The following is a 20654-nucleotide window of genomic DNA, read 5'->3' as shown; positions in this document are numbered from 1 at the left end:
ACGCTAGACGTCAATCTCAATTTGAGAGACTTGTGACTCTGCGAGTTCCAGCACCTGTGCGCATTCATCAATCCGATGGCTACGCATGGTGAAGAGCAGTGCGGTGAGATAAAACAGGACGAGTCCGAAAAGCACAATAATAGTGACCGGTGTTTTTGCTTGCGTTACCTCCGGTGCCTTGAGAAGAGCCCATATCGTGCCAATCGCCAATGGCACTGTGCCGACCTTGTCGACAGGACCTATCAAAAAGCCAATTCGGCTCCGCAACTGGTCGGCATTCAGCTGAATCCGTTTGGACAAAAAGCTGAGTTCATCGGTCGAGAGAGTACGACAAACTGATATTAGCCGCACATCCGCCAATATAGCCGAACTGTTTCGTCTCGTTACATTCTGATCAGCTTCTCGAAAACCTGACCAGGCGTTACGAGCAGCCATGATCCAGAATCCAACTTCCGCGATGGCTAAGGACACGATACTCGTGGGAAAAGCGATATGACGCGAGAGTATGCCGAAGTGAAATGCGAGCGCGGAAGCAAAACACAGAGCAAGGGAGCCAAAGAGGAGTCCGAAAGCCCAAAACTCGACTGAGGTGAGCTGCTGTTTCCAATGCAGGGAACGAAATGGTGTCTTGTTGATTTCATCCAACGCTTTCTTGATTCTTTCCTCGGAAAACCCTTTAGGCACACGTCCCCCTGTGAAATCTAGTAGGAATATCGGTTCGATTTCTAAAAAGTTAAGACACCCCTAAGCATCCTGTATCAACACTATTACTAGCTGGGTGTGCAACTCGAGTTATCCGAAGAGATGAACATCCTTGCAATCGTCCATGCCTCTGAAACCAGCCCCTTCCGTCCTCCCTCGCTCGTTTCGGAGCGCCCTTGGCTGTTCGGTCTGGCAGTATGTCGCTCGCCAACGTGTTCCCATCGCGAGTGGGTCGAAGATCGACGCTGCACTGAGTCTCACTAAAATTGCCGCGATGTCAGGCTTTGAACGCTACTCGTCTTTCGCGGCAACGTTCAAGGCAAGCTGAGGCCTTTCGCCTTCGCATTTCCGCCACTCCTTGGCAAATAACTGCTAATCACGAGTCTGATCAGTCATAAGACGCGCTCTTCTAATACGGCTATTTACTTTCGGTGAGTGACAAATCGCCAACGCGCTCATCGAGGACTAACAGGAAGGTGCCCGCGACCCGCAGGACGCGGAGCCTGGCCAACTCATGCTTCGTGCTGGCGGTTGTGTCCAAATCCGCTCGCATTCCCACGTGGCCTGTCCCATTAGTCTTCCGACTAAAGCTCTTTCAAGGGCGATCCGTCGAGAAGCTTCTGATAGAACGTCAGGAATCCGCCTGCCGTGGCTATATGAGCGGCATAGGAACGAATCGCCTCGAAGGCCGCTCTCAATTCCAACTTTGACACCCGGGCCGTGGATTCACCAAATTTGGAGTGCATCACCTGGTTCCGCATCGGCAAATACACTTTGAACATCCGCTGGAACCACGTTGTGCCCTCCGTAAATGCGAGGGCGTTGGGTGATGTCTTCTTTGCGATGAGGGTCGGGGCGACCGTTGCTCTGACTTTGAAGTTTTGCTTCGCGGTATCGAGAACCATCTCCCCTTCATCGGTCCATTGATAGTCTTTTTCGTTGAGAAAGTTGATCTCTTTCTCGGAGAAGAGTTTCGGGTTCAAGAGAACACCCAACCTCCCCAAAATGGATACATGCGCCATGACCATCGAGTAGATGCTGACAAGCGCCGCGCGAGTAAGCATGCTCCCCTCAGAGTCGCCCTCCGTGCCATGGAGGTTCGCAACATCGAACAACGTATGTGCGTCGGTCCACTCCCCTGTCAACGCTGCAATGAGTTCTTCACGAGTCTTTAGAACGCGGAATCGCAGGGGCAACGGTTCCTGGCCGACGAGATCATCCACCTTCGGGAAATAGGATCCGAGAACCGTCAGGTAGCCGATCAAATAGGGATGAAACTGCTGCCGGACGGTCTCAAGATATTCAAGCACGCCATAGATCGCATCGGCGGCATCTTCGATCCCGACTTCAGGGTAGCGGTCCCAACTGGGATGGATCAGCGCGTCCCGCTTCTCGATCGCATAACGCAACCGGTCCCCAACAGGCTCACTCGCCGGCATCGCAAAATGTCTTTCGAATGCCTTACCCAAGAGCTTCGGCACTATGAGTAGGCGATCGGACAGAGGCTGCTTTTGCTTGTCGACGCTAAGCTCAGCGTCATTCTGAAATTTTGTCTGAACTGCCTTCAGATACTCGATTTCAGGCTCTTTGTAGATACTTTCAGGCGCGGCGTCCGCGATGGCGAGAGCGAGAGTGCAGTAGTAAGACAGATTCGTCTCAAGGCCAGCTACAGCGAAGAGTATGCAAGCCTTCGCCAGAAGATCGGGTCTCCCGGATTCGGGAATCGAGCGCATTGTGTCGAGTATGTTGACGGCATCTCGGAGGTGCATGCCAACGAGATAGACATTTTTCTTGTATGTCTCGCCTGAGATCTCAGCCAGTTTGATGTCTAACGTCTCATCCATTTGTCGTAAATCCAGCCTACATCAGTAAGGATGATGGCTCGGGACAACTGAGCCCCACGCGGGAGTTACTTGCTCGGCACGGTGTGATGCCCACCCAAACGATCCAATGCTGGCGATTTACCATTCAAATATGTCCGAGCGTTCGCCCAACCTCATCTCCGCAGTCGCACCAACCTTGGCAGAACTTAAGAAACTGCCAATCCAGGACCAGGGAGTGCTTCTGCTCAAGCGGCTCGCATTTCATTTTCCACGTGAGCCGTTTTCGCCCTGGAATCTCTCCCGCCAGGATTACAACACAAACGATCCCGGCTGCCTGGCTACCGGCTTTCCTGAAACGGAGATTGCAGAGACCGTCTTGTATCTTCTCGATGCTCCGCTGCGCTCGATCCAGAAGGAGGGATATATCGCCGAGCGGCTGTCACGAGATGGATTCTTCGATATCACCACCGATGGATGGGCCGAAGTCAACCGAGACGTCACCATCTTCGTTCCCAACCGGGAAGTGCTGGCCGCGCTTCGCTTCCTTCACCCCGATCTCCGGGGATACGAGCACTATTTTCGGGAGCAAAAGTTCAAGGAAGCGATCGCGGCGGCATTCAAACGCGTGGAGAATCGGTTCAATGAACTCAGGGATGCCTCTCCATCGCCGGTTGTGAAAAGCAGCAGTGGTGCGACGTTGCCCCACGATCTCTATAAGTCAGGCGATCTCAAGTTTCCGTTTCCGCTGCTGGCCGCTGGCAACCCAAAGAGCCGCGCTGGCTATGAACAGCAGTTGCGAAGTTTCCTGGGAGCCGGGGTAGGCCTATTCCGTAACGCGCTCGCTCACGAGCCGCACAATCTGCCCGACTACGACGAGGTGGAAACGCTTGAGCAGTTATCCGTTGCGAGCCACATGCTCCGTATTATCGATCAATCCGTGTGATCCAGATGGAGGAAGGATGTCATGCCAAAGCTCCATCAGGCCCCACTGAAAGATCGGTTCGAGGTTCCGGCCCAGGAGTGCGATGTCCACGACAAGCGCAACCTCGAGTCGTACAGAACGTTATGGCGCAAGTGGATGTCATGGTACGACCACTCGCCAGATGAGCCGCACAGCATCGAGCAGCAGCTCCATACGATGCTGTTTAATGACCTCACTTATCGGTCGATCGTTGTTGCCCGGTCGGCAGCCGCGCCAGAGGTCAAGGTGTCGGCTCAGGCTTCGACACTCGCCTATCTTCTTGACACCGGGTACGCCACGACGCAAACTCTCGCCGTGATGAAGTTGTTGGACGATCGTCGCGACGTGATCTCCGTGATGAGGCTTCTGAAAGATGTGCAGAAACACCGCTCTGTGATTACGCGTGAGATATATGTCAGCAGCTTCGGCTTTCCCTACGATCCTCAATCCTGGCAAACCGACGGAAGAGGATTAAGCACTGCTGTCGGCGTCTTCGGGCTCGAAGCCCCGGAGCTCACCCACTGGATCCAGTCCCACTACCTTCACGAGACGTTTGACAGGCTAAGTGGGAAACGCCCGGACGAGCGATCAAGAGGTGACGTGATCCCCAACGCCGTGTTCAAGCGGCTCCATGACTGGCTGGAAACCGACTCGATTCGGAAGCTCGAGACACTGCGAAATAACTTTCTTGCACACGCCGCGAACTCTGCCAGCCGGGGCGAAACGAAAAACCAGGGCGTTCGGTTTGTGGAACTGGATGAAGCGCAACGAGCGATCATCCGCGTTGAGCGAGCCATTACCGACTTGATCCTCGCCAGACGGATCGCACGCGAGGTCGTGCCCATGCCCCCACTCGGGATGTTCTCGACTTTGAATCTCGTCTACGCTACGAAAGAGGCTGAGATTCAAATGTACGACCGGTGGGATGAACTCGCCGAAGAGCGCAACGGCTGGAAAAGCGGAGTTCTCGATGAACTCGTCCCGCGGCTGACAAGAGCAGATGAAGACGGTAGTGGACCGTCTTAGTCTCCGGGGAGCCAATCCCTCGCTAGCCCCAAGAGCTGCTCCATCGAGACTCCAGCCTGCAGAACCAACAAATCCCTCTGATTGTCGACGACGTGCTGTGCCACGGGCAGAGTGTCTGTCGGCAAAGGAATCGACGCGTACGGATTATGAGCCACAATCGGCTCGATGCTTGTGAAGGTCCACGGATCGAGCGTAGACCATGCCATCACGGTACTGATGGTCCTGTGACGCGGGCCAGCAGGTGAAACCCACGCTCCGTCCGGAACCCGGCCTGGACGCTCCAGCCCTTGCGCGTTGACACCGATCGCCTCGGGTCCGAACAGCCCATCCATGACCGCAATTCTGTCGATGCGAAATTCGTCAATGACTTGGACCGCAACGACCAGCGGAAGAGGGAGCCTTCCGTAGCGGTCCTTCTTCGCTACTGCGTCTTTGAGGGCCTCGTCGAGCCGGAGTTGCCGCGCCTGCATCGGCATAGCCATAGCCATAGCCAGTGGGCGAACAGAAGGGTCGGTTCGCGCGGCATCCCCTTTCGGCATGGGTTCAAAGATGATTCGCCAGCCATCATGTTCCCATTCATAGACGGGGACGTCTTCATATCTCTCCTCGAGATAGCTCTGCTGTATCGCCTGCCGATCCAGAGTCGCGAGCCAGACTCCCAGCTCCCGACGCAACCGCGCTCCAGCCGGTTGTGTTGCGGGAGCTCCTTCGAGACGCATCCCGAGATAGAAATCTGGCGACGCCAGACCGTTCAACACGTCGTACACCTGATTCATCCGGTTCGTCTCAACCTCCTCCCGGACCGAGTTGCTGACGGCGATTGCCTCGAGGTAGAAGAGCTCCTGCCCTTCCCTGCTCACAAGAAAATCGGGATGCCTCTGCACTCCGGGAACATCAGGATGAAACTCCAACTGAAAGCCACAGCGGAGCAGGAGATGATGCAGGAAGAGTTCAAACATCGCCGACCTGTAGTGCCTTTCAATCGGCGACCTGAATCGTTGCTGGAGGTCCAGTTGCTCATCGAGTGGGACTTCTAAGAACCAGACCTCAAGCAGATCTCGAATCGCGACCACCCCGGGACGTTCACTATCCCGGTAATAGGCATAGATCGACTCGCCATATCTCTTCGGGCGTTGTCCGGCCGGCGTCGTCGACGGTTCGAAGAGAGGCATGCTTCCCTGTTTCCTCCACCTTCCCAGAGATGAACGGCGGACACAACTCAATCATGAGCCACGGATGGATTATAGGTTTCCGTCTGAACCTCCACCGAATTAACCACGAGGAGATCGCCCATGGAGCTTTGTCCGTATTGCGGCGAATGGGCCACGCTCGAGGTGGCCGAAGTCTTTCTCGACACTCGCGAGCTCGTACTCGACGCCTGTTGTGAAGGCAATCTGTCCGGCTGGATCGACTCGGTCGAGTTGTTCACCAGGCGAGAGCGAACCCGGTGGGTGTTCGAACAAACAGGCCTCATCGTAAAAGACATACTCGTTGCAAACGACACGCTGTGTTGGACACTCGACTACGGCCTCGAACTTCGGCCCGTGTCCTTTGCGGAAGCGAAGGAGTTCATTCGTGTCCATCATCGTCATTGCGACCCACCCGTGGGATGGAAGTACGGAGCGGCGCTGTTCAACGGTGGAGAGCTGGTTGGTGTCGTGACCGCAGGCCGGCCAGTGTCCCGCGTGCTCGCGGCGAAGCGATGCATCGAGGTCACGCGAGTATGAGTAAAGGACCTCCGGCCTCACGCCCTCGTAGCGAATGCGTGTTCCATGCTCTACGGATATGCATGCCGCGAGGCGTTCGAACGTGGGTACAGCCGAGTCGTTTCGTACACCATGCGCCATGAGTCCGGCGCATCGTTACGCGCTGCCGGGTTTACCCCGGTGGCGAAATCACGGGGCGGATCATGGAGCCGCCGCGGCCGACCACGGAAGGCCCGAAGAGCTTCAGGCCCCAAGGTTCGCTGGGAGCGCTTGAAGTCGACGGAGCTTCCTTTTCAGCTGCGCTTCTCGTTTGCCTCGGACCAGACGCTCAAGATCGCGGCCTGACATCCCGCCCCCGGCTGCGGTCAAGTCAGTTTCCAGCAAAATTCAACATTCCAACATCGCGGAGCTCCCATGGAAACGCTTGCGCCTGCACTCGCTGTGTCCACGGCGCCCGACATCAATCTCTTCGTGCTCCAGACCGGACGGCTGCCAAAACTTGGCGACACCATTCCGCCCTGGCGATATCGTGGCTGGCTGCTGTACCTGGTGCAGCTTGCAGACTCCCATCCTGGCCTTCCCGGGCGCTGGACCCATCATCTCCGCACGCTTGAGGCAGGCCATCTACTCGATGAGCCCATCCCCCGGATCGAGTTCGATCTTGGAAACCTCGATCGAGGTCGCAGGATGATCGAACAGAGCCTGAAGCTGATCCACCAGCAGGACCATTCATGGAGTTCCTTCAACCGGCTCATCGAGTGGCTGGCCTGGGGCCTTGCGGTCTCAAACCAGATGCCGCATCTCAAAGAGGACATCCAGGAAGCGCTCTATCGCAGCTTCAATCTCGAACCGCTTCTCCTGAATCCGCACGACTACCTCGGATGGATGCTCGCCGAACGCCACAGCAGCGGATGGAACCCGAACGCCTTCTTTCCAACGCCCCATCCCGTCGTCGAGTTCATGGTGCAAATGACTCTCGGCGGGAGCGAACAGGAGAGAGGCCGCGATCCCCGGCTAAGAACAGTGCTCGATCCGTGCGTTGGCACGGGTCGAATGCTCCTTCACGCAAGCAACTATTCCTACTGCCTGTACGGCGCTGACATAGACCCTCTGGTCGTGATGATCACACGCATCAACGGCGCTCTCTATGCGCCCTGGCTCGCATTTCCGCTCCCCGAGAAGATTCTCGGCGTAGCCGTTCCTCCGCCACCGCCCGCACCGCTCCCCGTTCCTAAGGAGTACAAACCGTCCGCCGGGGAGACGTTGTTCCGTTGCGATGACCGCGGCCAAGGGCTTCTCTTCTGAGCCACGGCCAAGTACCAAACCAGACAGACAGGAGGCTTCTATGGGAGTCACCCGTATTCGCCAGGCGATGAACGCCGGAAAGCGCTGGGCAGAGAAGCAACAGAAGGACGGCATCGAGATTGATCCGTCTTCCGCTGAGCAGGCAGCTCAGGAGAAATACTCGCACGCTGGTTTCCAGCACCTCTTCATCACTTCTGCCCTTGAGGTCTTGCTCGACATAGAGACCCAGGCCCCGCAGCAAGCACAGGCAGAGCCACGCTAGAACGCTGGCGGTGGTTGCTCTACCCTGCGTTCTTCTGTCATCCCCAGCCAAGACGTGGAGGGACCATGCTGTTCGACCTCGCGCAGTATCGCAAGCCCTTGCCGGTTGATGTCCAGGTCTTCGCGTCCGGCGCGAATCGAGAATCGGAGATACGCGGCTTCGCACTCCTCGGAATCCCTGTGGGCGTCTCCGCAAGCCACCTCAACGATGCAGCGGTATCGACCCTAATCGAAATGAACCAACCCGTCATGATCGATAGCGGAGCCTTCAGCGAGGTGAGGATCACCGAGAGAGGCCCGGACACCGTAGCGCCCATCGACGAAATCGAGTGGCATCGAAGACTCGATGTCTACATGCGGCTCGCCTCCGCGCTGGGCAGACTCGCCATCGTGGTGGCCCCTGACAAGGTCGGCGACCAACAGGAGACACTTGCGAGGCTGGCGAGGTATCGCAAGGAGCTCGCGATCATCGCATCGAAGGGTGCAACCATCCTCCTGCCACTTCAGGTGGGAGCGATGTCGCACGGTACATTTCTCGACGCGGCAGAGGCCTCCGCTGGGGTCTCCCTGACGCCAGCCATGCCCATGCGCAAGGCGGCGACATCGGACGTTGCATTACTCTCGTTCATCGAAGACGCGAGGCCACGCCACGTCCACCTGCTTGGCATCGGAATCGGCACGAGGCGAGCGGAACGGCTAATCGAGGCTATCCGGTACTTCAGCCCGTCCACCCGAATCACCATGGACTCCAACCGTCTTCGCGCTGTCGTCGGCAATAGGCGGCCACTGACACAGGTCGAGCGGCAGTTGCGCAGAAGCGAACCGGAATGCATCTACAGAGCGGTTGACTCTCCGGTGCTTGCCCTTATGGGCGAGACGCTGGACTACACCGACCTCATTGCAAGCCCTTCGCTCTGGGCGACTACAGAACAACTGCGTGGCATCACGAGAGCCGCGCAGTTGCGCACCGGCGAAACGGCTTTGTTCATCGAGACGCCCGACGACTTCCTGCAGTCGCCATGCCGGAACTCAGACGGTCTCACCTGGATCGAGCACCCCGTCATGGCTTTCGAACTCGACCGCGCCTGGCACCAGTATGTAGACCTCAGGCACTCCAGCAACGTTCGAAGCGCAGCGATTGCCAGTGTTTTCGCGGACTCCCCGATTTGCGGCCAAGCTCTGCCCGTCTTCGTTTCATAGAGACAGTTGCTCCTTTTACGGCCCGCACGTACTCTTATGTTGGAATGCATGTTTTTCGCCAATTCGGTGTGTTAGTCCTTCTGCTGGTGTCATGTCTGGCGCCGGCAATGGCTTGCATGGCTCCCAATGCGGAGATGAACGCCGAAGAGCGCGCTTGCTGCCGCGCGATGCACAACCAGTGCGAGCAGATGGACATGTCGGGATCGCAGGGCTGCTGCCAGAAGACTCCCGCGAGCGTTCATGACAACGCGCTGGATACGAAGGCAGTAGTATTCCACCCAGCCGTGGCTCACGTTATCTGGCTCGCTGCTTTTGAGCTGGTGAATCCTTACGTAACCGTGATCGGATGGGTCGAACACCCCGGCTACTCTCTACCGAAGTCCCCTCCCACAAGCATTTCCATCCTGAGAATCTAACCGCTCCTCCTCCCAAGCACTCTAACCTTTGCCGGTCGCACACTCGTGCGCTCGTATTCCGGCGAACGCTTTGAACTGCCTTTGAGATTGGAGTTTCTGTATGAGCATGGTCACTTTGACCGCCACGCTCGTGCTGACCACCGCGTTTTCTGCTTTCGGGCAGACGCAGGCGGCGAGCACGCCCACGCCTTTGTCCCAGCTTTTAGCTGAGGCAGGGGCAAACAACCCACAGATCACCGCTGCCAATTACGGCGTGCGGGCCGCCAGGCAAATGGCACCACAGGTGACTACGTTGCCTGACCCGAAATTTACGTACCAACAGTTCAGTGTGGGCAGTCCGAAGCCGTTTGCGGGGTACACCAACAGCGACTTTGCCTACATCGGCGTCGGAGCGTCACAGGAGCTTCCCTATCCAGGGAAACTGGGCTTGCGAGGCGCAGTAGCCGAACGCGATGCCGATACGAAACAAGCTGAACTAGAAGTCACGAAGACCGGCATTGCTGATGCGGTGAAGACCGACTACCTTCAACTCGCTTATCTGCAACAGACGCTTGGCATCCTGCGACAGAACGAGACCGTGCTTGACCAACTCATTCAGGACGCAACGGCCCACTATCAAGTCGGCCAGGGAATGCAGCAGGATGTCCTGCAGGCGCAGGTGAACCGGACGAAGATCGTGAAAGAGATCACCATGCACCACCAGCAAATGGGGCAGATACAGGCCCACCTCAAAGGCCTGCTCAGCCGGGACCAGGCATCGCCGGACATCGTTACGGAAGACCTGACCGTTACTCCACTCCAACGAACCTCCGAGGAGCTTCTTGTGATGGTTCGGCAGAACAACCCCCAGATTCAGGTCGATGCGAGCTCCATTCGGAAGCAGGACGCTCAGGTAGCATCCGCTAAGCGCGAGGGCAAGCCGGACTTCGAGGTTGGCTATCTCTACGAGAACACCGACCGCAAGTATCGGGACTATTACATGTTCACCTTCGATGTGCGCTTTCCTCGCAAGAAGCGTGTCGATGCAGAGATCGCAGAGGCCACGGATAAGCGCTCCGAGTCGCAACAGACACTTAATGGACATCTGCAACAGCAACTTGCAGATGTTCAGCAGGAGTATGTCAAAGCGACGAGCGATGAGGAGTTGTTGAAGGAGTACCGGGAGGGTCTGGTCCCCCAGTCCGATGCGGCATACCGGGCAACGTTGAGTGCCTACGCGTCGAACCGTGAGCCGTTTATTCACGTCCTCTCGTACTTCACCGACCTTTTGAGTCTGAAGCTCGAATACGCAGAGACCCTCGTGGATCACGAAGCTGCTTTGGCCCATCTCGAAACTCTGACAGGAGCGACACTGCGATGAACAAATACATCTTGAGGACCTCACTCGTTTGGATCATCGTCCTGGCAGCGATTGCAGGGATATGGGCATACCGCACTCACGCGATCAAACAGCCAACTGCAATGAAGACGCCGCCCTCCGGGGAGATGCAGCCCGTTGCCTCTGGCCCGCCTGCTACTGCGGACGAGCCAAAGCCATCCATGTCGGATATGCCAAATATGAAGATGGATGCTCCGCTGGTTCCCGTACAGCTCACGCCCGAGAGGATGCAGAGTATTGGCGTGCAGACCGGCACGGTCGAATACAAGCAACTGAGCGACGACATCCGAGCGACTGGCACGGTAGACATCAATGAGCGTCTTGTCTCCTATGTACAGGTGCGCTTTCCCGGCTACATCCGCAAGGTGTTTGCCAATGCCACTTATCAATACGTGAGAAAAGGCGAGCCACTCTTCACCATCTACAGCCCTGACCTTGTGGCGACACAACAGGAATATCTGCTTGCGCGGCAGAACCAAAAGACTATGAGCACAAGCACGATCGATGGCGTTGCGGATGGTGCGGCTACGCTTTCGGTCGCGGCAGAACAGCGGCTGCAGCAATGGGACATACCCGAAAGTGAAATCGCAAAGCTCAAGGAAACCGGCAAACCTGTCACCGACCTCACCATCAACTCGCCAGTCGAGGGATACATCACCGAACGAAATGCTCTGCCCAATATGTATGCCGAACCCTCGACCAAGCTCTATACCGTCGCCGATCTGTCGCGTGTGTGGGTTTACGCCCAGGTTTTCCAGGATGACATAGGCCGCATAAAACCTGGAGATATGGCGCAGATCACTGTCGACTCCTATTTGGGTCGCACGTTCTCAGGTCAGATCGAGGAGATCCTGCCACAGGTGGATATGGCGACGCGCACAGTTCGTGTGCGGCTGGCAATGGCAAATCCGGGACTCAAGCTGAAACCGGGCATGTTCGTGAATGTCGATCTAAAAACAAACCTGGGACGTCAGCTCATTGTTCCTGCGTCGGCTGTCTTTCAATCCGGCACGCGGCAACTGGTGTTCCTCAATCACGGAAACGGCAGCCTCGAGCCAAGAGAGATCGCAATCGGTCCCCGCGTTGGGGATGACTTTGTAGTGCTCAAGGGGCTTAAGGCTCACGAATCAATCGTGACATCAGCCAGCTTCCTCATCGACTCAGAAAGTCAGCTCCAGGCTGCGGCGGGTTCCTTCGTACCACCTGCGCCCGGTGCCGGAGGAAGTTCCTCAACAGCGAATGCACCTGCTGCTGCACAGGCAAACATCGACTTCACCACCGATCCCAACCCGCCGCAAAAAGGCAGCAACCTTTTTCGCGTAAAGCTCACAGGCGTAGATGGAAAGCCTGCCATCGGAGCTGACGTTTCCGTCACGTTCTATATGGCGGCTATGCCGGCGATGGGTATGTCAGCGATGAACACAAACACCAAGCTCACCGATAAAGGCAACGGCATGTATGAAGGTAGCGGTTCGCTAAGCACGGGCGGGACATATCAGGTCACCATATCGGCCCAGAAAAACGGTCAGGTGATCGCAACGAAACAATTGCGCGTGAACGCAACAGGAGGCATGTAATGCTTTCCAGAATTATCGACGTTTGCGCCCGCAATCGCTTCATTGTCTTTACCGGAGTATTGCTACTCACACTTGCCGGCATCTGGTCACTGCAGCATGTACCGCTGGACGCACTACCGGACATCTCGGACGTACAGGTGATCGTTCATACGGGCTGGGCAGGTGAGCCGCCCGATGTCATCGAAGACCAGGTGACCTATCCGATCGTCACCAGTCTGCTCGCTGCCCCGCATGTTAAAGCCGTACGCGCGCAGACCATGCTGGGCGACTCCTACGTCTATGTCGTTTTTGAAGACGGTACAGATCTCTATTGGGCACGTTCGCGTGTCGTCGAGTATCTGCAACACATCAGCGGGCGTTTGCCAGAGAATGTGCATCCTTCCATCGGACCCGATGCGACAGGCGCAGGTTGGGTCTATGAGTACGCAATCGTCGATAAAAGCGGTAAACACAGTCTCGCCGACCTGCGCAGTTTGCAGGACTGGCATCTGCGCTATGCCCTCGAAACTGTACCCGGAGTCGCGGAGGTCGCCAGCATCGGCGGCTTCGTCAAGCAGTATCAGGTACAGCTCGATCCAAACAAACTGCTTGCCTATGGCATTCCGCTCTCTACCGTCATCGACAAAGTCAAGATGAGCACGAACGAAGTCGGCGGTCGCGTTCTCAACCTGAGTGGCGCAGACTACATGATTCGCGGCCTCGGCTACCTGCGATCGCTGGATGATCTCGCAACCGTGGCCGTCGGCAGCAAGAATGGAACGCCTATCCTGATACGCGATCTGGGAACGGTGAGCTTCGGCCCGGATATCCGCGAAGGGGTTGCCGAGTGGCATGGAGATGGGGAAACTGTCGGCGGGATCATCGTCATGCGCCAGGGCATGAACGCACTGAACGTCATCAACGGAGTGAAGCAGAAGCTTCGCGAGATTGCACCGTCACTTCCGCCAGGCGTCCAGATCATGACGGGCTACGATCGCTCCGAATTAATCGAGGCTTCGATCAAAACGCTCCAGCGTGATTTGACCGAAGAAGCCATTATCGTCAGCCTCGTCATCATCATCTTCCTGTTTCATTTCCGATCCGCGCTCATCGCAATTATCGCTTTGCCTATCGCGGTGTTGATGTCTTTCATCCCCATGTACTGGCTGGGCGTAAGCTCGAACATCATGTCGCTGGGCGGCATCGCCCTGGCCGTTGGAGTGCTTGTCGATGCGTCGATTGTGATGGTCGAAAACGGCTATCGCCATCTGTCGGAAAGACAGGAAAACGATGCGAGCCCGGTAACGGAGCCGGAGCGGCGCACCATTCTTATCAACTCGGCCAAGCAGGTTGGCCCGGCACTCTTCTTTTCGCTGATTATCATCGTCGTTTCCTTCATGCCGGTCTTCCTTCTCGAAGCGCAGGAAGGACGCATGTTCCGTCCGCTGGCATGGACCAAGACCCTAGCGGTGGGCTCCTCCTCCATCCTTGCTATCACGCTCGTGCCGGTCCTGATGGTGATGCTGATTCGAGGGCGACTCAAGCCGGAGAATGCAAACCCGATCTCACGGGTCACGCAGGCAATCTACCTGCCGATCCTGAAATTCTGCCTCCGACATCGCTGGCTCACGATTGTGGTCAACCTGATCTTTCTGTTGGTCACGTTTCCACTTGCAACCCGTCTGGGCAGCCAGTTCATGCCGGCTCTCTTTGAAGGTTCCACGCTGTATATGCCGACAGCTCTTCCCGGTATCTCCATTGAGCAGGCGAAGGTGCTCCTGCAACAACAGGACCGCGTCCTTCGCGGCTTCCCTGAAGTTGCCAGCGTATTCGGCGCTGTCGGTCGTTCGGACAGCGCTACCGACAATGCGCCACTTGATATGTATGACACGACGATCATGCTCAAACCACGCGAGCAATGGCCCTCTGGGATGACCTACGAAAAGCTCATTCAGCAGATGGATGAGAAGCTCCAGATTCCGGGGCTCTCGAACACCTGGACCAGCCCGGTCGAAAACCGCCTGGACATGGAGTTAACTGGCATCAAGACACCGCTGGGCATGAAGGTGCAAGGACCGAATGTCGATGGCATTCAGCAACTTGCCTCGCAGCTTCAGACCGTTCTGTCTGGACTCCCGCAAGTGCGATCCGTCTTTGCTGAAAAGGTCGCGCAGGGCTTTTATGTCAATGTTGAGGTCAAGAGAGAGGAGGCGGCCCGCTATGGCCTCACGATAGCGGATGTTCAGACAGCGGTTTCATCCGGCATCGGAGGCCAGAATATCGCCGAAAACATCGAGGGCCGCGAACGCTACCCAATCAATGTCCGCTACCAGAGAGACTTCCGTGACAACGTCGATAAGATGCGTGGCGTTCTGATCGCCACTCCATCCGGAGCACAGATTCCGCTGGGGCAAGTAGCGAAGATCTCCTTCACGCACGGTCCAGCCATGATCCGGGACGAAGATGGTGCACTAACCGGATACATCTACATCGATCTCAAGAACTCCGATTACGGAGGCTTCGTCGCACAGGCAAACAAACTCATTCACGACAAACTCGCATTGCCAGCAAATTACACCTTCCAATGGTCAGGAGAATATGAACTCGAACTACGTGCCAAACAAAGACTGCAACTGATTCTTCCGGTGGTCTTCTTCGTGATCTTCCTGTTACTGTACCTGGTCTTTCACTCAGTCGCCGAAGCGCTCGTCCTCATCTTCCCAACCATCTATGCGATGAGTGGCGGATTGCTGCTGCAATGGTTTCTTCACTACAACTTCAGCGTAGCCGTTGCGGTCGGGTACATCGCGCTCTTTGGAATCGCGGTAGAAACCGGGGTGGTCATGGTTGTTTACCTGCATGAGGCTCTCGAACACAAGCTGCAAGCCGGAGGGCCGTTAACCAATGCTGATGTGGAGGCTGCGGCCATTGAAGGCGCTGTTCATCGTTTGCGGCCGAAGCTGATGACAGTCTGCGCCGTTCTGGCCAGTCTGGTCCCGATCCTCTGGGAATCCGGCATCGGCTCGGATGTGATGAAGCCGATCGCCGCACCTATCGTTGGTGGCATGATCACGTCCACCATACACGTCCTGATTTTGGTGCCTGTCTTCTTCGTCATGATGAAGGAACGGGCATTGCGTAAAGGACATCTACAGCCACGGAATCAAGACTCTGGCATCAGCGGATGAGAGGTACCTGCCGTTGTGGGTTCAGCAGCAGCCACAGCTCTCGCCGCGGAGAGCGCGTCGTCCTTCGACTATCAGAATGGGCAACGCCAGAAGGGCTGCTGTTGAATCCACCCAACCAATATGCCAGACCGCATTGATCGCCAGTCCCGCCAGAGTTATCGCCGCGAGATAAGCGCAGGTGGCGGACTGCACAGCATCCGCGGCCAACGCTCTATTGTTCGTCCGTTGCGCGGTTCTACGTTTTGCCCAGGCAAGAATCGGCATCACGATGAGTGCAGCAAACGTGATGGCTATCCCGCTGCAACTCACCTCAGGCCTGACACGGTATAGAAGTGAAAGAACAGTCACGAGTGCGACTACTCCTGCGAGCACAAAGAGCAGGATCCCAGCCAACCGTGCGGCACCGTCTCTTGTGAGTGGGAAGGATGGAAGAATCGCCAGCAGGACAACGGTTGCGGACAGTAGCTCTATAAAGCTGTCAGCGCCAAACGATAGCAGTGCGGGGCTGTGAGCTGAAATAGCTCCGTAAAGCGATACTCCGCACTCTGCCAGCATCCACGCCAGCGTGATGCCCTGAAGCCAAACAACCCCGTGCGCAGAACCAGGATGTGACGAGCAGGCCGCAGGTTCGGCCATGTCACGTCCTTCGGACTGGATGAGCTGTGCCACAGCTAAGTTTACCTGCTCCTATGTTGGGACGGTATTCGTGCTTAGCTGCTCCTGGGCCTGCAACTGCAGAATGCGCCGCTTGATTTCGTCGCGGGTCTGCCGTACCGAGTCGATCCCTTGCCCCGCATTGCTGCTGGGCTTCGCGCTCACGAACTCGATCCGACCTGTGAAATCACCCTCGTGCTTGCCGACTAATTGCCCAACTACAGCATCTGCGGCCTGTCATTGTTTCTCAGTGGCGAAACCCGGGCTGTCATTCATTGGCTCACCGCACGGAGTTTCCGGGTATTCGATTGAAGCCGAATCACAACGGCGAAAGTATTGATCTGGCGCGCAAGTCGAAATGCCCCACACTCCCAACAACAAGCTTTGGGATATCTTTCTGTGTCTCGCAGCGAGAATTGGCGCTATGCCATTCCGGTTAGCGAGCTTGCGTTTTTGCAGGATTGTGCAAACAACTTGCAGTGCTGCATATCGACGCGTCCCGAGCTGCACGGTCTTATGAAACTAAGGGAGTGTTTTCGTGAACAAGCCAGGCCATTTGCAATGAGCGATCACGTAAATGCACCTTCGCGAGCCACCTCACGAACGATCCCAGATGTACCCACAAGGAGGGTAATGCAATGAAACTTACGGGCAAGAAAGCCCTCATCACCGGCGGAAACAGCGGTATCGGACTCGCTACGGCGAAGCTCTTTATTCAAGAAGGAGCCGAGGTCGCCATCACCGGACGAGACGAGAAGACGCTCGCTAGCGCAGTCGCCGAGCTGGGATCTAACGCTAAAGGCTACCGTGTCGATGTCGCCGATGCGGTGGGCCGCAAGGCTTTCTTCGATGAGTTGACAAAGGATTTTGGCGGTCTCGACATAGTCTTCGTGAATGCCGGTCTTTCAGGAGTGACACCTACCGGAGCAACAGACGAAGCAGTATTTGAAGAAATCATCCAGGTCAATCTAAGCGGAGCTTTCTTCACAGTCGACGCTGCAGCTCCGTTGCTCAGGGATGGCGCAGCAATTATCTTCAACGGTTCCGTTCATAGTTACACAGGCCAGCCCGGCAGTGCCGCGTATGCGGCCAGCAAGGGCGGTTTGCGCTCGATGGCCAACGCTATCGCGTCGGATCTCGCCCCACGCGGCATTCGTGTCAATGTGGTCTCTCCGGGGCCGATCAAGACACCAATCTGGCGCCGCGGCCTAAGCTCAGCGCTGTCTGACGAGCAACGAGCTGAGCGTATCAAGCTGATCTCGTCCATGGTCCCGCTGGGCCGCTTTGGCGAGACCGAAGAGATCGCCAAGGCTGTGCTTTTCCTCGCTTCCGATGACTCATCCTATGTCAACGCGATTGAGCTGATGGTCGATGGTGGCATCACGGGAGCGCCACTGGGAGCCGAGCATAATCGTTTTTGAATAAGGGATGCCAGGAATGTTCTTCCCATGCGGTGGATGCAGCGTGGCATGAGAATTTCTAAACCGAGTCCTGTGCGAACCTGCATTGCTATTCCGGCGGGACACTTCCTAAGAACGCCAATCGATGGGCATGATCTCGAACCGCCGATGCCCATCGATTGGTTTGGCTCAATAAATTCATTCCTGCTTTTCCATCAGGACTTGATGAACTGAACGTCCAGATCTACTTGCACTTCTTCCCCAAGCAAAACCCCGCCCGACTCCAGCACGGCGTTAAAAGAAAGACCGAAGTCATTCCGGTTGATTTTGGTCGAAGCTGAAAGCCCGATGCGTATGTTGCCATAGGGGTCTTTACCAGGTGCGCTAGGTCCGTCAACCACAAAGACAACCGACCTGGAGACACCGTGAAGAGTCAGATCACCTGTGATGGAGTATTCTCCCTCCCCCTTCTTCTCTACCTTTGTGGACTTGAAGGTCATCGTCGGGTATTTCTGCACATCAAAGAAATCAGACGATCTGAGATGTTCGTCCCGCTTCGGATCGCCCGTATTGACTGTTGCGATGTCAATCGAAGCGTCGATCTGGCTGAGTGTGGGGTCCGACGTATTCTCGGTCAACGTTCCATCGAGCCCGCTGAAACTACCTCTTACGTTCGAAATCATCATGTGGCGGATCTTAAAATCCGCCTGAGAGTGCGCGGGATCGATCTTCCATACTACGGTGGAGGTTGGGTTCGCTATGGCGGTGGTCATTAATCTCCCTTTCGTCTCGCTGAGTTGGGGTTGGTCCGTTCTGACAGACTCTGGCTTGCCGTGCAGTTGGCGGATACCCTCAGTCTCAGAACAACTCATCTCGACACGAACCTCTATATGCATTGCTGCAAATCTCATGCCAATTTCTCCAGAAGCAGAGTCTCCTGATCGAAGCAATGCCACGATGGCATCAGTTGCTCTCAGCGTTCACCGAAACCACGCGACTCGAAGTCACCCTTTGGTGGCAAGCGTCGAAGCCCCGCCTGAAGCTACAAAGTCCAACTCAAGAGGTCCGTTATGTCCAGCACCCCCGTGCCTTTCGGTCACGGCTACGCAGAGATACCGCTCGGCCGTTCCAAAGGCAAGCCGATCAAGTCCATCCACGTCTACCAGCTGGAAGAAGCGCTCAACATCGACCTTGAATTCGAAGACAAATCCATGATCGAGATGATCTTTCGAATCGGTGTGAGCGCCTCTGTGAAGCTGCTCGAAAACAAAGACGGGGACTACCATGTCCGCCAGAACATCAAACCGAAGCTTCGCCCCACTCGGCGAGAGTAAAGGGCCGGCCCCGGGAGAGTCCGGACTTCCCTTCGCCATCTGGGGTCAACATATAGACCTTTATCGCGCTATAATTGAATCAAGAGGCAATATATTGACTGTTTATCTCAAGACCGTGCAAGAGGTGCAGACAGGAATTGCAGGCCGGTTCAAGAGCCGGCGTCTCGCCATGAACCTGACGCAGAGAGAGCTGTCGGCGCGCTCCGGCGTGACCTTGAGCTCGCTGAAGAGGTTTGAGCGTGAAGGATTGATCTCGCTCGACGCGCTCCTGAACCTGGCCCTGGTGCTGGAATGCCTTGACGATTTCGAAAAGCTGGCCGGGCAAAGCCTGCCAGTCTCACCCGCCCAATCGCTCGACGCTCTGTTGGCCAAACCGGCGATGCGACAGAGAGCAACGGGCAGGAAAGGCAGCCATGGCATATAGCCCTACAGAGTTGCTGAACGTCTATCTGGACGCACGAAACCAACGCCACAAGGTCGGACGCCTCGCCTTTAGAGACAGGCAGGTCCTTTTCGAATATGACCCTTCCTTCCTGGCTTCGGGCATCGAGATCTCGCCCATCAAACTACCGCTCAAGGCTGGGGTGTCTGTTGCCGACACCGCGATCTTCGATGGCCTCTTCGGCGTATTCAACGACAGCCTGCCGGACGGCTGGGGTCGCCTTTTGCTCGACCGCACCGTGGAAAAACATGGCGTCCATCGCGGCCAGCTGAACCCGCTCGACCGGCTGGCCTATGTGGGACGGCACGGCATGGGCGCTCTCAGTTACGAGCCGGAGCTGGGTCAGCAAACTTCCGATGATTCTCCGCTGGCGCTCGACAGGCTCGCTGAGGAATCGGCTGCCGTGCTGGCTGGAGAAAACGAAGAGGTCTTCGAAGAGTTGCTGCGGCTCAATGGCTCTTCCTCTGGCGCCCGGCCCAAGATCGTGGCGCAAGTAAGCGGCGACAAGAGGAAGATCATTCACGGCCGCCAGGAATTGCAGCCCGGCTTCACGCACTGGATGATCAAGTTTCCGTCATCCCAGGATACGCGTGACGTTGGAGCGACCGAATATGCCTACAGCCTGATGGCGAGAGACGCAGGCGTGGAGATGTCGGAGACCCATCTTTTCCGCACGAGGCGAAACAGGTATTTCGGCACGAAACGCTTCGACCGGGACGGCGATGCCCGCATCCACATGCACAGCCTCGGCGGCCTGATTCATGCCGATCATCGCAGCCCCAGCCTCGACTACGACACGGTTCTGCGCGTGACTCTAGCATTAACCCGGAATATCCAGGATGCCGAAAAGGCCTATGCCCTGGCCTGCTTCAACGTTCTTGCCCATAACCGCGACGATCATGTGAAGAATTTCTCGTTCCTTCTTAACGCAAGAAACGAGTGGGTCTTCGCGCCTGCCTATGACCTGGTCTTTTCCTATGGCCCGGGCGGCGAGCAGAGCATGCTTGTCATGGGCGAGGGCAAGAACCCAGGCACAACCCAGCTTCTGGCGTTAGGCAAACAGTACGGGATCAAGAACGCGCCGGAGATCCTGGCGAAGGTGGGCAAGGCCGTGGCCGATTGGCCCCGCTATGCCGACCTTGCCGAGATCTCACGAAAATCCACGAAACAGATTGCAGACAAGATCAAATTGCACTGATCGGCTGCACTCTCCTTCCAGGCTAAAGACGGATCTTGAACCGAAGACATCCCGCCATATGCGGATGTCTTCGGTCGCCTGACGCGCAGCGGAAGCAATCGCTT

At 56.5% G+C, this 20654-nt stretch carries 20 protein-coding genes and 1 pseudogene; 15 read left to right on the top strand and 6 right to left on the bottom strand.

What is annotated here, in order from left to right; genetic code table 11:
• Nucleotides 1-3: 3 nt before the first annotated feature.
• Nucleotides 4-684 carry a hypothetical protein gene (locus XX99_RS09220; RefSeq protein ID WP_156185888.1) on the bottom strand — a complete coding sequence of 227 codons (681 nt, stop codon included), beginning with the start codon at nucleotides 682-684 and terminating at the stop codon, nucleotides 4-6.
• A 142-nt stretch (nucleotides 685-826) separates the two neighbouring features.
• Here XX99_RS09220 and XX99_RS28630 point away from each other — a divergent pair, with 142 nt between their 5' ends.
• Nucleotides 827-1030 (top strand): helix-turn-helix domain-containing protein, encoded by a 204-nt coding sequence (locus XX99_RS28630; protein ID WP_184084793.1) that lies wholly within the window; start codon nucleotides 827-829, stop codon nucleotides 1028-1030.
• 256 nt (nucleotides 1031-1286) lie between these two features.
• On the opposite strand, the gene XX99_RS09215 is transcribed toward XX99_RS28630, so the two are convergent.
• The gene (locus XX99_RS09215) at nucleotides 1287-2171 is read right to left on the bottom strand and encodes a hypothetical protein (RefSeq protein ID WP_184084796.1); all 885 of its coding nucleotides are present in this window, start codon (nucleotides 2169-2171) and stop codon (nucleotides 1287-1289) included.
• Between the two features lie 505 nt (nucleotides 2172-2676).
• On the opposite strand from XX99_RS09215, the gene XX99_RS09210 reads away from it, so the two are divergent.
• Together XX99_RS09210 and XX99_RS09205 are read left to right on the top strand one after the other, a co-directional pair.
• A complete protein-coding gene (locus XX99_RS09210) occupies nucleotides 2677-3468 on the top strand; it encodes a TIGR02391 family protein (RefSeq protein ID WP_050059051.1) in 792 nt (263 codons plus the stop codon).
• 21 nt (nucleotides 3469-3489) lie between these two features.
• Nucleotides 3490-4512, top strand: a complete 1023-nt coding sequence (locus tag XX99_RS09205) for a hypothetical protein (protein ID WP_050059050.1) — start codon at nucleotides 3490-3492, stop codon at nucleotides 4510-4512.
• Here XX99_RS09205 and XX99_RS09200 read toward each other — a convergent pair.
• Nucleotides 4509-5684, bottom strand: a complete 1176-nt coding sequence (locus XX99_RS09200; protein ID WP_050059049.1) for a hypothetical protein — start codon at nucleotides 5682-5684, stop codon at nucleotides 4509-4511. The genes XX99_RS09205 and XX99_RS09200 overlap by 4 nt on opposite strands.
• A gap of 120 nt (nucleotides 5685-5804) precedes the next feature.
• Between XX99_RS09200 and XX99_RS28490 the strand changes: the two are divergent.
• The 8 genes and pseudogenes from XX99_RS28490 to XX99_RS09160 all read left to right on the top strand — a co-directional run bounded on the left by XX99_RS28490 (nucleotide 5805) and on the right by XX99_RS09160 (nucleotide 15522).
• Nucleotides 5805-6563, top strand: a pseudogene (locus XX99_RS28490) (XF1762 family protein).
• Between the two features lie 69 nt (nucleotides 6564-6632).
• Nucleotides 6633-7523 carry an N-6 DNA methylase gene (locus XX99_RS09190; RefSeq protein ID WP_050059048.1) on the top strand — a complete coding sequence of 297 codons (891 nt, stop codon included), beginning with the start codon at nucleotides 6633-6635 and terminating at the stop codon, nucleotides 7521-7523.
• A 40-nt stretch (nucleotides 7524-7563) separates the two neighbouring features.
• Nucleotides 7564-7785: a hypothetical protein gene (locus XX99_RS09185; protein WP_050059047.1), complete on the top strand. Its 222-nt coding sequence runs from the start codon at nucleotides 7564-7566 to the stop codon at nucleotides 7783-7785.
• A gap of 65 nt (nucleotides 7786-7850) precedes the next feature.
• The gene (locus tag XX99_RS09180; protein ID WP_050059046.1) at nucleotides 7851-8984 is read left to right on the top strand and encodes a hypothetical protein; all 1134 of its coding nucleotides are present in this window, start codon (nucleotides 7851-7853) and stop codon (nucleotides 8982-8984) included.
• 116 nt (nucleotides 8985-9100) lie between these two features.
• Nucleotides 9101-9400: a hypothetical protein gene (locus XX99_RS09175; RefSeq protein WP_050059045.1), complete on the top strand. Its 300-nt coding sequence runs from the start codon at nucleotides 9101-9103 to the stop codon at nucleotides 9398-9400.
• A 100-nt stretch (nucleotides 9401-9500) separates the two neighbouring features.
• Nucleotides 9501-10760 carry a TolC family protein gene (locus tag XX99_RS09170; RefSeq protein WP_050059044.1) on the top strand — a complete coding sequence of 420 codons (1260 nt, stop codon included), beginning with the start codon at nucleotides 9501-9503 and terminating at the stop codon, nucleotides 10758-10760.
• Entirely contained in the window at nucleotides 10757-12355 is a 1599-nt protein-coding gene (locus XX99_RS09165) for an efflux RND transporter periplasmic adaptor subunit (RefSeq protein WP_050059043.1), read from the top strand. Before XX99_RS09170 ends, XX99_RS09165 begins: the two co-directional genes overlap by 4 nt.
• Nucleotides 12355-15522, top strand: a complete 3168-nt coding sequence (locus tag XX99_RS09160; protein WP_050059042.1) for an efflux RND transporter permease subunit — start codon at nucleotides 12355-12357, stop codon at nucleotides 15520-15522. Before XX99_RS09165 ends, XX99_RS09160 begins: the two co-directional genes overlap by 1 nt.
• Before the next feature lie 21 nt (nucleotides 15523-15543).
• Here XX99_RS09160 and XX99_RS09155 read toward each other — a convergent pair whose 3' ends face one another.
• Both XX99_RS09155 and XX99_RS28335 read right to left on the bottom strand, forming a co-directional pair.
• Nucleotides 15544-16191 (bottom strand): cation transporter, encoded by a 648-nt coding sequence (locus XX99_RS09155; protein ID WP_231581212.1) that lies wholly within the window; start codon nucleotides 16189-16191, stop codon nucleotides 15544-15546.
• Nucleotides 16192-16209: 18 nt separating this feature from the next.
• The gene (locus XX99_RS28335; RefSeq protein WP_260315323.1) at nucleotides 16210-16341 is read right to left on the bottom strand and encodes a hypothetical protein; all 132 of its coding nucleotides are present in this window, start codon (nucleotides 16339-16341) and stop codon (nucleotides 16210-16212) included.
• A 473-nt stretch (nucleotides 16342-16814) separates the two neighbouring features.
• Here XX99_RS28335 and XX99_RS09150 point away from each other — a divergent pair, with 473 nt between their 5' ends.
• The gene (locus XX99_RS09150; RefSeq protein ID WP_050059041.1) at nucleotides 16815-17597 is read left to right on the top strand and encodes an SDR family oxidoreductase; all 783 of its coding nucleotides are present in this window, start codon (nucleotides 16815-16817) and stop codon (nucleotides 17595-17597) included.
• A 194-nt stretch (nucleotides 17598-17791) separates the two neighbouring features.
• Here XX99_RS09150 and XX99_RS09145 read toward each other — a convergent pair whose 3' ends face one another.
• The gene (locus tag XX99_RS09145; protein WP_231581211.1) at nucleotides 17792-18487 is read right to left on the bottom strand and encodes a YceI family protein; all 696 of its coding nucleotides are present in this window, start codon (nucleotides 18485-18487) and stop codon (nucleotides 17792-17794) included.
• A 159-nt stretch (nucleotides 18488-18646) separates the two neighbouring features.
• Here XX99_RS09145 and XX99_RS09140 point away from each other — a divergent pair, with 159 nt between their 5' ends.
• The 3 genes from XX99_RS09140 to XX99_RS09130 all read left to right on the top strand — a co-directional run bounded on the left by XX99_RS09140 (nucleotide 18647) and on the right by XX99_RS09130 (nucleotide 20550).
• Nucleotides 18647-18910: a hypothetical protein gene (locus tag XX99_RS09140; protein WP_050059040.1), complete on the top strand. Its 264-nt coding sequence runs from the start codon at nucleotides 18647-18649 to the stop codon at nucleotides 18908-18910.
• 94 nt (nucleotides 18911-19004) lie between these two features.
• Nucleotides 19005-19334, top strand: a complete 330-nt coding sequence (locus XX99_RS09135) for a helix-turn-helix domain-containing protein (protein ID WP_050059039.1) — start codon at nucleotides 19005-19007, stop codon at nucleotides 19332-19334.
• A complete protein-coding gene (locus XX99_RS09130) occupies nucleotides 19324-20550 on the top strand; it encodes a type II toxin-antitoxin system HipA family toxin (protein ID WP_050059038.1) in 1227 nt (408 codons plus the stop codon). The genes XX99_RS09135 and XX99_RS09130 overlap by 11 nt, the downstream gene beginning before the upstream one ends.
• The last annotated feature ends 104 nt before the right edge of the window (nucleotides 20551-20654 follow it).

The organism is Silvibacterium bohemicum (assembly GCF_001006305.1).
Taxonomy (GTDB): Bacteria; Acidobacteriota; Terriglobia; order Terriglobales; family Acidobacteriaceae; genus Silvibacterium; species Silvibacterium bohemicum.
Note: the sequence above shows the minus strand (reverse complement) of the source record. Positions and strands in the feature narration are given on the sequence as shown.